The 11,899-nt window shown below is 70.3% G+C and carries 11 protein-coding genes and 1 pseudogene; 8 read left to right on the top strand and 4 right to left on the bottom strand.

All coding sequences use genetic code 11. The features are described 5' to 3' along the window. Positions 1–960, top strand: a complete 960-nt coding sequence (locus ACWEOE_RS16600; RefSeq protein WP_452009483.1) for a 3-hydroxyacyl-CoA dehydrogenase NAD-binding domain-containing protein — start codon at positions 1–3, stop codon at positions 958–960. Position 961: 1 nt separating this feature from the next. Continuing rightward, positions 962–2,155: an acyl-CoA dehydrogenase family protein gene (locus ACWEOE_RS16595; RefSeq protein ID WP_452009480.1), complete on the top strand. Its 1,194-nt coding sequence runs from the start codon at positions 962–964 to the stop codon at positions 2,153–2,155. A 27-nt stretch (positions 2,156–2,182) separates the two neighbouring features. Here the strand turns inward: ACWEOE_RS16595 and ACWEOE_RS16590 are convergent, their stop codons facing one another. After that, positions 2,183–3,439, bottom strand: coding sequence for an LCP family protein (locus ACWEOE_RS16590; protein ID WP_452009478.1), 1,257 nt, complete (start codon positions 3,437–3,439; stop codon positions 2,183–2,185). A gap of 207 nt (positions 3,440–3,646) precedes the next feature. Further along, positions 3,647–4,390 (bottom strand): SDR family NAD(P)-dependent oxidoreductase, encoded by a 744-nt coding sequence (locus tag ACWEOE_RS16585; protein WP_452009476.1) that lies wholly within the window; start codon positions 4,388–4,390, stop codon positions 3,647–3,649. Positions 4,391–4,491: 101 nt separating this feature from the next. On the opposite strand from ACWEOE_RS16585, the gene ACWEOE_RS16580 reads away from it, so the two are divergent. Genes ACWEOE_RS16580 through ACWEOE_RS16570 form a run of 3 tightly spaced genes read left to right on the top strand, consistent with a single transcriptional unit; the run spans position 4,492 to position 7,693 of the window. Further along, positions 4,492–5,100 (top strand): TetR/AcrR family transcriptional regulator, encoded by a 609-nt coding sequence (locus tag ACWEOE_RS16580; RefSeq protein ID WP_452009474.1) that lies wholly within the window; start codon positions 4,492–4,494, stop codon positions 5,098–5,100. A 37-nt stretch (positions 5,101–5,137) separates the two neighbouring features. Then, the gene (locus tag ACWEOE_RS16575; RefSeq protein WP_452009471.1) at positions 5,138–6,694 is read left to right on the top strand and encodes an MDR family MFS transporter; all 1,557 of its coding nucleotides are present in this window, start codon (positions 5,138–5,140) and stop codon (positions 6,692–6,694) included. A 15-nt stretch (positions 6,695–6,709) separates the two neighbouring features. Next, positions 6,710–7,693: an RNA polymerase subunit sigma-70 gene (locus tag ACWEOE_RS16570; RefSeq protein WP_452009468.1), complete on the top strand. Its 984-nt coding sequence runs from the start codon at positions 6,710–6,712 to the stop codon at positions 7,691–7,693. A 115-nt stretch (positions 7,694–7,808) separates the two neighbouring features. On the opposite strand, the gene ACWEOE_RS16565 is transcribed toward ACWEOE_RS16570, so the two are convergent. Further along, positions 7,809–8,078, bottom strand: coding sequence for a WhiB family transcriptional regulator (locus ACWEOE_RS16565; RefSeq protein ID WP_452009466.1), 270 nt, complete (start codon positions 8,076–8,078; stop codon positions 7,809–7,811). 101 nt (positions 8,079–8,179) lie between these two features. Here ACWEOE_RS16565 and ACWEOE_RS16560 point away from each other — a divergent pair. Next, positions 8,180–8,842 (top strand): annotated as a pseudogene (locus tag ACWEOE_RS16560) (RNA polymerase sigma factor); the annotation flags it as partial. 168 nt (positions 8,843–9,010) lie between these two features. Next, positions 9,011–9,604 (top strand): sigma-70 family RNA polymerase sigma factor, encoded by a 594-nt coding sequence (locus ACWEOE_RS16555; RefSeq protein ID WP_452009958.1) that lies wholly within the window; start codon positions 9,011–9,013, stop codon positions 9,602–9,604. 44 nt (positions 9,605–9,648) lie between these two features. On the opposite strand, the gene ACWEOE_RS16550 is transcribed toward ACWEOE_RS16555, so the two are convergent. Continuing rightward, positions 9,649–10,527, bottom strand: a complete 879-nt coding sequence (locus ACWEOE_RS16550; RefSeq protein ID WP_452009464.1) for a LysR substrate-binding domain-containing protein — start codon at positions 10,525–10,527, stop codon at positions 9,649–9,651. Between the two features lie 98 nt (positions 10,528–10,625). Between ACWEOE_RS16550 and ACWEOE_RS16545 the strand changes: the two genes are divergently transcribed. Then, positions 10,626–11,669, top strand: coding sequence for a bile acid:sodium symporter family protein (locus tag ACWEOE_RS16545; RefSeq protein WP_452009461.1), 1,044 nt, complete (start codon positions 10,626–10,628; stop codon positions 11,667–11,669). Positions 11,670–11,899: the final 230 nt, after the last annotated feature.

Here is an 11,899-nt window from a genome sequence, read left to right as displayed (position 1 = left end):
ATGAGCACCACCGAGTTCCGCAGTGACGTCAAAACGGCCGCCGTGATCGGCGCGGGCACCATCGGCCTGTCGTGGACCGCGTTGTTCGCCGGCCACGGCCTCACCGTGAAGGTCACCGACCCGCGCCCCGACCTGGCCGACGCGGTCGCCGCGGCGCTGGCCGAGTTCACCCCGCACCTCGCCGCGCAAGGCCTCGACGTCACCGGGCCGGCCGGCCGCGTGCAGCTCGCCGACAGTGTCGAAGAAGCCGTCCGCGACGCCGATGTGGTGCAGGAGAACGGCCCGGAGAGCGTCGAGTTCAAAAAAGACCTGTTCGCCACGCTCGTCGAAGCCGCACCGAAGCACGCGCTGCTGCTGAGCTCCTCGTCGGCGATCCCCTCGACCGCGTTCACCGGCGAACTGGCCGACGCGAGCCGCGTCCTCATCGGTCACCCGTTCAATCCGCCGCATCTCATCCCGCTCGTGGAGGTCGTGCCCGGCGAACGCACCTCCGAGGACGCCACCCAGGCGACCGTGGACTTCTACACCCTGCTCGGGCGCGTGCCCGTGGTGGAGCGCAAGGAGATCCCCGGCTTCGTCGGCAACCGCCTGCAGAACGCGCTCAGCCGCGAGGCGATCTACCTCGTCGAGCAGGGTGTCGTCACGCCGGAAGACCTCGACAAGGTGATGACCAGCTCGCTCGGCATCCGCTGGGCGACGGTCGGGCCGTTCCTCGGCTCGCACCTGGGCGGCGGCCCCGGCGGCTACCGCCACATGGCCGAGCACCTCGGCCCGTCGATGAAGAAGATGTGGGCGACCCTCGGGCAGCCCGCGCAGACCCCGGAAGAAACCGAACGGCTCGTCGAAGCCGTCGAAAAGGCTTACGGCTCCTCCACGTACTCGCAACTCGCCGAGGCGCGCGACCGCAAGCAGCTCGCGGTTCTGTCCGCATTGGACAGTGTCGGCAAGGAGGAGAACTGACATGAGCACGACCCTTGACGACCAGCTCGTCGCCGACTTCTACGACTACGAAGCCCTGCTCAGCGACGACGAGCGCAAGCTGCTGCTCAAGGCGCGCTCGTTCATGCGCGAAGAGGTCAAGCCGCTGGTGAACGAGAACTGGGCCGCCGGCACGTTCCCGAAGGAGCTCATCGCGAAGTTCCGCGAAAGCGGCCTCGCGGGCCTGCCGTACGAGGGCTACGGCGAGCACCGCGCCGCCACCAGCCACCTGCTCACCGGCATGATGGCCATGGAGATGAGCCGCACCGACGCGTCGGTCGCCACCTTCTTCGGTGTCCACAACGGACTCGCGATGTACTCCATCCACTCCGGCGGCAGCCAGCAACAGCGCGACCGCTGGCTTCCCGAGATGGCCGCGATGGACAAGATCGGCGCGTTCGCGATGACCGAACCGCTCGGCGGGTCCGATGTGGCCGGTGGCATGCGCACCACCGCGCAGCGTGTGGGTGACACCTGGATCCTCAACGGCGCCAAGCGCTGGATCGGCAACGCCACCTTCGCCGACTACGTCGTGGTGTGGGCGCGCGACATCGACGACAACAACGTGAAGGGCTTCGTCGTCCAGAAGGGCACGCCGGGCTTCTCGCCGGTGAAGATCGAGAACAAGATCGCGTTCCACATCGTCGAGAACGCCGAGATCACCCTCACCGACGTGCGCGTGCCGGAGTCGAACCGCCTGCAGGGCATCAACTCCTTCCGTGACGTCGCCGAGGTCCTGCGCGCCACCCGCGGCGGAGTCGCGTGGCAGTCGCTGGGCGTGATGATCGGCGCTTACGAGCTCGCGCTGGACTACGCGAAGGAGCGCAAGCAGTTCGGCCGCCCGATCGCGCGGTTCCAGCTGGTGCAGGACCTGCTGGTGAAGAGCCTCGGCAACATCACCGCGAGCTGGGGCATGCTGGTGCAGCTGGCCCGCCTGCAGGACGCGGGGATCTTCAAGGACGAGCACTCGTCGCTCGCCAAGGCGTTCGTCACCTCGCGGATGCGGGAGGTCGTGGCCTGGGGCCGGGAGATCTTCGGCGGCAACGGCATCGTGCTCGACCACGACATCGCGCGGTTCTTCGCCGACGCGGAGGCCATCTACTCCTTCGAGGGCACCCGCGAGATGAACACGCTGATCGTGGGCAAGGCGATCACGGGGCAGAGCGCGTTCGTGTGACGCGTCTCAGGTGATCGACGCGGCGGTTCAGTTCACGCAGCCGGTGGCGTTCGTCGCCACCGGCTGTTGCGGCGTGCCGGCGCCCGACGGCGGGTTCGACGACGTGTCCGACGGTGGGTTCGCGGACTTCGTCACGGCGATCGGCTTCACGCCGCCGTGGCTGCCCGGCGTCGTGGGCGTGTCCGTGGCGCCGGCGCGGCCGGACGCCGACACCGACGACGAGCTCAGCTGGTCCTGCACGAACGTCTTGACCTGCTGCGGGTCGACCTTCACCGCGTCGCCGTCGGACGGCGTGGCCAGCGACAGGCTTTGCACCGGGATCGTGACGAACCCGATGGAGCCGGAGCTGATGCCGTGCAGTTGCTGCGCGAAGCTCAGCACGTCCCAGCCCTTGTCGAGCACGACCGCCCCCTGCAGCGCGTCGACGAGCGCCGAGAGCTCGTCCGGGCTGGTGAGCGTGCCCGCGCCGAGCACGTTCTTCGCCATGCCGGCCAGGAACGCCTGCTGGCGCGCGATGCGGTCGAGGTCGCCGCCCGGCAGACCGTGGCGCTGCCGCACGAACGCCAGTGCCTGCGCGCCCGACAGCGTCTGCGGGCCGGCCGGGAAGTTCGCGCCCGAGAAGGAGTCGTGCACCGGGTTGTTCAGGCACACCTGCACGCCGCCGACGGCCTGGCTCAGCGCCGCGAACCCGGCGAGGTTCACCGCCGCGTAGTGGTTGATCGTGAGCCCGGTGAGCTTCTCGACGGTGGCGATCGCGGACTTCGCACCCTCGGCGTCGGCGGCGACCTCGAGCTGCGGGCCGGCCAGGCCCTGGCTCGACAGGTGGGAACGGGCCGAGGCCCGCGCGCGGCTGTAGGCCGAGTTGATCTTGTGCTTCCCGTATCCCGGGACGTCCACATAGGAGTCACGCGGGATGGAGATCGCCGTCGCGGCCGCGCCGCCGGCGGGCACGTGCACCACGATCATCGTGTCGGTGGTGCTGCCGCCGTCGTCGCCGCTGCCGGCGTGCAACGAGTCGAGCACGTTCTGTGGCAACGGGTTCCCGTTGGCGTCGGTGCGCGAGTCGAGTCCGACGAGGAGGATGTTCTGCGCGATCTGCAGCGGTTGTCCGGTCGGTGTCTCGGGCACCTGGGCGGCGGGCGGGATCACGTCGGCCGTGACGATGCCGGTGTCGAGCCGGTGCAGCTGTGACCACGCGTACCCGGTGGCACCCAGCACCAGCGTCGACACCACCCCCAGCACGACGCGGCCGCTGATCTTGCGACCCCGGGACGAGAGCAGCACGACAGAATCCCCTTGCTTCCCCTGAAGCGGCCCGACGCGGGCCCGCCTTCGAGGATCACCGCGTTAGCTGGGAATTGCCTGAGAATCGTGTCGCAAAGATGTGATGATGCCCGTTCGGCCGACCCCCGCTGCGCCAAAAGTGAGCTGTGCCACGGAGTTCCGCAACACCGTGTGGCGCATCCGACACGAGGAGTCCGGTCGCCGCACTCAGCGCGGCATCCGCCGCCACACCGCGCGCGGCAGCAGGCGCAGCACCGCGAAGACCGGACGGAGTACTCCCGGCACCCAGACGACCGCGCGCTGTCGTCGCAGGGCCGCGACCGTCGCGTCGGCCACTTGGTCGGGCGTGCTCGAGAACGGCGCCGGGGACATGCCCTTGGTCATCCGGCCGATCACGAACCCGGGGCGCACGAGCAGCAGGTGCACGCCGGTGCCGTGCAGGGCGTCGGCCAGCCCGCAGGCGAAGCCGTCGAGCCCGGCCTTCGCCGAGCCGTAGACGTAGTTGGCGCGCCGCACCCGCACGCCGGCGACGGAGGAGAACACCACGAGGCTGCCCGAGCCCTGCGCCCGCAGCAGCTCGGCCGTGTGGGTGAGCACGGCGACCTGGGCGACGTAGTCGGTGTGCACGATCGCGGCCGCGTGCTCGGCGTCGCTCTCCGCGCGTGCCTGGTCGCCGAGGATGCCGAAGGCCAGCACGACGACTTCGAGCGGCCCGTGCTCGGCCACCACGCGGTCGAGCAACGGACGGTGCGACGCCAGGTCGTCGGCGTCGAACCCTGCGGTCTCGACCACCTCGGCCCCGGCCGCGCGCAGCGTCGCGACCTGCTCCCCCAGGTCCGCGCCCGGCCGCGCGGCCAGCACGAACCGCTTGGCCCCACCCGCGGCCAGCCGCTGCGCGACCGCCGTCCCGATTTCACTGCGTCCACCCAGCACCAGCACCGTTCCGCTCACGCGCGGCAGTCTGCCAGCCCGCTCCCGGACGTGCCCGAGGTGTTCTGTTTCACAAACTGCAACTTTGCAGATCGTGCAAGATTCGCGTTACGCTCGTCCCCGTGTCCACCCCCGGGCTGCGCGAGCGCAAGAAGCTCGAAACCCACCGCACTCTGACGACCGCCGCGGTGCGGCTCGTCGGCGAACATGGTCTGGACCACGTGACAGTGGAGGACATCGCCGCCGAAGCCGGAGTCTCGGCGCGCACCTTCTTCAACTACTTCGCGTCCAAAGAGGACTCGGTGGTGATCTCGCACGCCGACCACGTCGAACGCGGCCTGCGGATGGTCGAGCGGCTCACCGCGCAACCGCCCTCGATGAGCGCGCTCGAGGCACTGCTCGCCAGTGTGCGCGAGGACCTGGCGGAGATCGGCGAGAACCGCGACGAGTGGCTCACCCGCATCCGGATCATCAAGGAGAACCCGGGGCTGACGCTGCGCGCCATGTCGCTCAACTCCGACGTCGTCGAGCCGATCGTCGCCGCCCTCGCGAAGCGCACCGGCACCGACCGGGCGAAGGACCTGTACCCGTCGCTGCTGCTTTCGGCCTTCGGCAGCGCGCTCAACGCCTCCCTGATGCTGTGGCGCGACCTCGGGGGTTCGCGTCCGCTGCTGGACCTGGTCGACGAGGCGGTGGCCACGCTGGCCGCCGGGTTCACCGACCCGCACTGAAAATCCCACCCCACCCACTTTCCGAGGGGATCCGTACATGACCGTGTCCGAAACCGAGGCGCCCGCCGCCTCGGGGGCGATGAGCCGGCAGCAGGTGCTGCAGGCGATGTCGGGGCTGATGATGGGCATCTTCGTCGCCATCCTCGCCTCCACCGTGGTGGCCAACGCGCTGCCGCGGATCGTGTCCGAGCTCGGGGGCTCGCAGGCGTCCTACACGTGGGTGGTGACCACGGAGCTGCTGGCGATGACGGCCACGGTTCCGTTGTGGGGCAAGCTTTCCGACCTCTACAACAAGAAGCTGCTGATCCAGCTGTCACTCGGGCTGTTCGTGGTGGGCTCACTCGTGGCGGGTTTCGCGCCGAACATCGAGCTGCTCATCGTGAGCCGCGTCGCGCAGGGCATCGGCGGTGGTGGCCTCACGGCGCTGGCGCAGGTGATCATGGCGGCGATCGTTTCGCCGCGGGAGCTCGGGAAGTTCTCCGGGATCTTCGGCGCCGTGTTCGCCGTGGGCACTGTGGCCGGGCCGCTGATCGGCGGTGTGCTCGTGGACACCTCGTGGCTCGGCTGGCGGTGGTGCTTCTTCCTCGGTGTGCCGTTCGCGGTCGCCGCGATCCTGTTGCTGCAGCGCACGCTGAAGCTGCCGACGATCCGGCGTGAGGCGCACGTGGACTGGCTCGGGGCGTTCCTGATCATGCTCGGCGTCTCGACGCTGCTGGTGTGGTCGTCGCTGGCCGGCTCGTCGTTCGCCTGGGGTTCGTGGCAGACCGCGGTGCTCGTGCCGGCCGGGGCCGTGGTGCTGGCGCTCGCGGTGTTCGTGGAGACGAAGGTGCGCGAGCCGATCATCCCGCTGCGCTTGTTCCGCAACCGCACTGTTTCACTGACCACGGTCGCGAGCTTCTTCGTGGGTGTCGCGATGTTCGGCGGCACGGTGTTCCTGTCGCAGTACTTCCAGCTCTCCCTCGGCAAGTCGCCGACGGTCGCGGGGCTGATGAGCCTGCCGATGATCTTCGGCCTGCTCGTGTCCTCGACCGTATCGGGCCAGCTGATCAGCCGCACCGGACGCTGGAAGGGCCATCTGGTCCTCGGTGGGGTGCTGCTGACCGCCGGGCTGGGGCTGCTGGGCCTCATCGACGCGCACACGAGCGTGCTGGAGCTGAGCCTGTTCATGCTCGTGCTGGGGGTCGGCGTCGGCATGCTGATGCAGAACCTGGTGCTGGTGACGCAGAACGACGTGCCCGCCACCGATCTCGGCGCGGCGACCTCGACGCTGTCGTTCTTCCGCAGTCTCGGCGGCTCGATCGGCGTCAGCGCGCTCGGCGCGGTGCTCGCCAACCGGGTCACGGCGCTCATCACCGAGGGCCTCGGCCCGATGCCGGGCACGAGCGACGGCGGCAGCGAGAAGGTGCCGAACCTCGCCGACCTGCCCGCGCCCGTCGCGAACGTGATCCGCGAGGCCTACGGCACCGCGACCAGCGACCTGTTCCTCATCGCCGCGCCGATCGCGCTGCTCGTGGTGGTGGCCGTGGCGTTCCTCAAGCACCTGCCGCTGAAGACCCAGAGCGGTCTCGAGCGCCTCGCGGAGGAAGCCGCCTGAGCTACCGTGCTCCGCGTGGACGACTTCGGCACGCTCCTCGAACGGCACCGCCGGGAGATCCGGGTGCACTGCTACCGGATGAGCGGTTCGTTCGAGGAAGCCGAGGACCTCACGCAGGAGGCGTTCCTGCGGGCCTGGAAGGGGCGGGCCGGGTTCGAGGGCCGGGCGAGCGTGCGGACGTGGCTCTACCGCATCGCCACCAACGTCTGCCTCGACGCGCTGGCCCGGCGCCCCCGGCGCGCCCTGCCCGACGAGCTGGGCGCGGCCGCCGATCCCGGCGGCGTGCCGGCGGCGCTCGACGTGCCGTGGCTCGGCCCGATCCCCGATGATCTGCTCCAACCCACGGCACCGGACGACCCCGGCGCCACGGTCGTCGAGCGGGAGACGATCGAGCTCGCGTTCCTGGCCGCCATCCAGCACCTGCCGCCCCGCCAGCGCGCCGCGCTCGTGCTGCGCGACGTGCTCGGCTGGCCGGCCCGGGACACGGCGGCGGCGTTGGAGACCTCGGTGGCGTCGGCGAACAGCGCGGTGCAGCGCGCTCGCGAAACCCTGCGCAAACGGTTGCCGGCCCGTCGGGCCGACTGGGCCGCGTCGGGCACCACCACGGCCGAGGAGTCCGCGCTGCTGCGCCGGCTGGTCGCCGCGTACGAAGCCGGCGACCCGAACGCCGTGGCGGAACTGCTGGCCGAGGACGCACGGGCCGTGATGCCGCCGTACGCGTTGTGGTTCGACAGCCGCGAGCGGATCGCCGCCGCGCTGCGCACGAGCATGGACCCGGAGTCACCGTATTTCACGGGGCGGTTCCGGATGGTCGCCGTGCGTGCCAATCGGCAACCCGCGGTGGCGACGTGGGTGTGCCGGCGCGGCGAGAGCGTGTTCCGCCGCTTCGGCGTGACGGTGCTGACGGTCGAGAACGGATTGGTCACGGCAATGGCCGCGTTCGAAACGCCTTCGTTCGAACCGTACGGATTACCCGAGACACTCGTGTGGATGGGCTGAGCAAAAGGCCCGGGCGGTGACCTGGATCAGGTCACCGCCCGGGCACAAGCCGGACCCCGTGGGGAATTCCGGAAAAGTCTCGCCTTCGCCGCCGGGAATGGCCACCGGCACGCGGTCAGGCGGCTCGATGCCTCTCGGCGCCGACGCGGGTGCGGACCAGCTTGCGGCGCTCCAGCTCGGTGGTTCCCCCGAAGATGCCGTTGTCCAGGCCGTTGTCCAGCGCGTAGGAAAGGCAAGCTTCGCGAACCGGGCAGCGCGCGCAGACCGCCTTGGCCTGCTCGACCTGGCGGGCTCCCGGGCCGACGTCCGAAATCGGGAAGAACAATTCCGGGTCCTCGTCCATGCAGGCCGCGCGGGACAGCCAGCCAGTGCTCGTGAGTTCCATTGTTGCGTTTCACCTCCTGTCGAACATTGTCTTTTCTCGGTCAACCGACTTCTCCGGGCGCACACGGCGCAGCACAACTCACAAGGAGCTGTACAGCTCGGGTGACACTCGGTGGGCTTCCGGCCGACCCGGGCCACACCCATGAGGGCGGCTCGCGGACGACCGAAGTTCAAACTTACCACCAACGGCGGTTGTTCCCAGGGGTTTGGGCCCAGGTCACACTGAACTTTTTTGTTGTCCCGAGTGCATACCCACGAGATCACGTTCTACACCTCGCGTCGAAACCGAATCGTTACACCTGGCGGCTCACTCACCGCACCTGTCCCTTCGGCGGAGCGATCGAGCGGGAGGTGCGCGTGGACGAGTTCGACAGGTTCTTCCGCGCCGAGTTCCCGGCCCTGGTGGCGTTCGGCTGCAAGCTGGGCCTCGATCCCGCGGTGGCCCGGGAGGCGGCCGCGGAGGCTTTGCTGACCGAGGCGCAGACGTGGGCACCGCCGGACGCGCCGCGCGCCCGCCTGCGCCTCACCGTGCAGCGGTTCGCCGCGCCGCTCGTCGCCGTCGACGAAGTCCCGGCGGACGACGACCTGACCGCGCTGGTCGAGCGGAACGCCCTGGGGGTCGAGCTGCTCGCGACGCTGCCGGACACGCAGCGCACCGTGCTGGCCTGGTCGCTCGACGGGTTCACCCCGACCGAGATCGGGACGGCGCTGGGTATGCCGGCCAGCACGGTGCGCTCGAACCTGCGCCACGCCCGGGAGCGGCTTCACCGCCGGGTGTCCGCGTTGCCCGACCTGTCGGGTGCACTGGCACGAGAGCTGCCGGAAGCGCTGTCGGATGTGGAGGACCTGCTCGTGACGGTCTTGCTGGAAGCCGATGCCACGCTCACCGGGGCGCTGCGCCGCGGCCTCGACGTCGAGACCGCCCTGCGCCACGTGAAAGACCGCCCCGCGCCCCGGTTCCCCGACCACTGGCACCACCTCGACGGCCCCGTCGCCGCCGCCACGGCAGGCGATCGGCGGGCCGCCGCGCACCTGCTGGAGACCGTGCGACCCCTGATAGTGCGGTACTGCCGCGCCCGCCTCGGTGGCCCCGACCGGGCGTACGCCTCCGCCGACGACGTGGCCCAGGAGGTGTGCGCCGCCCTGCTCGCCGCCCTGCCGACCTACCGCGACCAGGGGCGGCCGTTCCTGGCCTTCGTGTACGGCATCGCGCAGCACAAGGTCGCCGACGCCCACCGCGCCGCCGCCCGCAACCGCACCGACCCGGTCGCCGACCTCCCCGACCGCACCGACGACGCCGACGGCCCCGAACAGCACGCCCTGCGCACGGAGCTCACGACCCGGCTGGCGCGCCTGCTGGACGTGCTGCCCGGCCGGCAACGGGAGATCGTCCTGCTGCGCGTGGTCGTCGGGCTCACGGCGGAGGAGACGGCCGAGGCCGTGGGCTCGTCTCCGGGTGCGGTGCGGGTTTCGCAGCATCGGGCGTTGCTGCGGCTGCGCACGCTGCTGTCCGGCGGGCAGGAGTGACCTGTCGCCGGACCGGCCCCGTGGGGGAGCCCGCCCATGGCGAGTCAGGGGCCGGCGCGGTCGGCTGAATCGTCCACGTCCACCCCGAGCTTCGCCACCACGAAGTCCGCCAGCGCGGCCGCCGGGCCTTCCTGGGAGTCGCGCAGCAGGATCATGAACTCGACCTCGCCCGGGTCGGGCAGGCCGAGGTGGGCGGGGAGGGCCAGGAGGCCGTCGGGGACGAGGCTGCGGGCGTGCACGGTGATGCCGAGGCCGGCGGCTGCGGCGGCGCGCAGGCCGGTGAGGCTCGAGGTGAGGCACGCGGCGCGCCATTCGAGGCCCGCGCGTTCGAGGGCTTCGACCGCGAGCTGACGCGTGACCGACGGCATGGGGTACTGCACGAGCGGCACGGGTTGACCGGCCTCCAGCACCGTGGCCGTCGAGCCGATCCACACGAGTGGTTCGCGGCGCAGGACGCGGCCGGGGCCGGGCGCGCCGGGGCGGCGTTTGCCGAGGACGAGGTCGAGGCGGCCCTCGTCGAGGCGGCGAGCGAGCACATCGGACAGTTCGACGTGGAGCTCGACGTCCACGAGCGGGTGGCTGCGGCGCAGCCGGCGGAGGATCTCGGGCACCTCGTCGAGCACGAAGTCCTCGGACACGCCGAAGCGCACGCGGCCGCGCACCTGGGTGCCGCGGAAGTGACGGGCCGCGCGGTCCTCGGTGTCCACAATGGTCTGGGCGAAGCCGAGCATCGCCTGTCCGCGGGCCGTGAGGTCCACGGCGTGGGTGTCGCGTTGGAACAGCAACCCGCCCGCTTCCCTTTCGAGGCGCCGGATGTGCTGGCTCACTGTGGGCTGGCCCACACCCAGCCGCCGGGCCGCCGCGGTGAAGCTGCGGGTTTCGGCCACCGCGAGGAAGGAGCGGCACAGGCGCGAATCCAGCATGCGTCACATCTTATCGGCGCCCACAATGACAGTGAGTACGGTGATCGGGGTTCCGAATGACCGTGCCGCACCGGAGAATCGGGTGGGAAAGGAGTTCCATGACGACCGTGCTCGCCCCGCTGACCCGCCCCGTTTCCGCGCTGCTGGCCAAGCTGAGGATCGACCCGTTCATCGCCGCAATCCTGCTGACGGTGGGCGTCGCGTCGCTCCTGCCCGCGTCGGGTGGCACCGCCACCGGCTTCGGCGTCGCTGCCAACGTCGCGGTGGGTCTGCTGTTCTTCCTCTACGGCGCACGGCTTTCGAGCCAGGAAGCGCTCGACGGCCTCAAACACTGGCGACTGCACGTGACTGTGCTGTCCGCCACATTCGTGCTCTTCCCCTTGCTGGGCCTGGCCGCGTCGTTCCTCTCCCCCGGCCTGCTCACCTCGCCGCTCTACACCGGCGTGCTGTTCCTGTGCCTGCTGCCGTCCACAGTGCAGTCTTCGATCGCGTTCACGTCGATCGCGAAGGGCAATGTGGCGGCCGCCATCTGCAGCGCGTCGGTGTCGAACCTGCTCGGCATCGTGCTGACGCCGCTGCTCGTCGCGCTGCTGCTCTCGGCCGACGGCCCGGGCGTGAGCGGCAAGGCGGTGCTGGACATCGTGCTGCAGCTGCTCGTGCCGTTCGTGGCCGGTCAGCTCGCGCGCCGCTGGATCGGCGGCTGGGTGCGCCGGCACTCGGCGCCGCTGAAGCTCGTGGACCGCGGCTCGATCCTGCTCGTCGTGTACACGGCGTTCAGCGAGGGCATGACCGAGGGCATCTGGCACAAGCTGTCGTTCGGCCCGCTGCTGGTGCTGCTGGGCGTGTGCGTGGTGCTGCTCGCCGCCGTGCTCACGACCACGAGCGTCGGTGCGCGGCTGCTCGGCTTCGACCGCGCCGACCGCATCACGATCGTGTTCTGCGGGTCGAAGAAGAGCTTGGCCAGTGGTTTGCCCATGGCGACCGTGCTCTTCGGCCACGGGCAGGTGGGCTTGATCGTGCTGCCGCTGATGCTGTTCCACCAGATTCAGCTGATCGTGTGTGCCGCCATGGCCCGCCGCTACGCCCGCCAGGCCGCGGCCGAGGACGAGGACGAGCAGGGCGAGCTGGTCGCGGCGAGCTGACCGCCACTCCGGAACGGTTCACCCGTTCCGGCGGGTTCCGGACGATGTGCGCACTCTGCCCAGAATCTGTGTCCGAACAGGCAACGCCCCAGCTCGGGCGTAATGCCGGTGATCGCCGCTGCTAACTTGAGCCGGTGAGCAACCCGTTGATCGCGCAGACGCAGGACTCGACGAAGGCCTATTCGGGCATCTCGCTGCTGGAGTCGGCGAACGACCTGTCCACGGCCATC

It is taken from the genome of Amycolatopsis sp. NPDC004368 (assembly GCF_053602515.1).
Note: the sequence above shows the minus strand (reverse complement) of the source record. Positions and strands in the feature narration are given on the sequence as shown.

Excerpts from the sequence above, each read along its gene's own strand:
- ACWEOE_RS16575 (WP_452009471.1), top strand. The coding sequence starts at position 5,138 with ATGACCGTGTCCGAAACCGAGGCGCCCGCCGCCTCGGGGGCGATGAGC.
- ACWEOE_RS16565 (WP_452009466.1), bottom strand. The coding sequence starts at position 8,078 with ATGGAACTCACGAGCACTGGCTGGCTGTCCCGCGCGGCCTGCATGGAC.
- ACWEOE_RS16600 (WP_452009483.1), top strand. The coding sequence starts at position 1 with ATGAGCACCACCGAGTTCCGCAGTGACGTCAAAACGGCCGCCGTGATC.
- ACWEOE_RS16545 (WP_452009461.1), top strand. The coding sequence starts at position 10,626 with ATGACGACCGTGCTCGCCCCGCTGACCCGCCCCGTTTCCGCGCTGCTG.
- ACWEOE_RS16550 (WP_452009464.1), bottom strand. The coding sequence starts at position 10,527 with ATGCTGGATTCGCGCCTGTGCCGCTCCTTCCTCGCGGTGGCCGAAACC.
- ACWEOE_RS16595 (WP_452009480.1), top strand. The coding sequence starts at position 962 with ATGAGCACGACCCTTGACGACCAGCTCGTCGCCGACTTCTACGACTAC.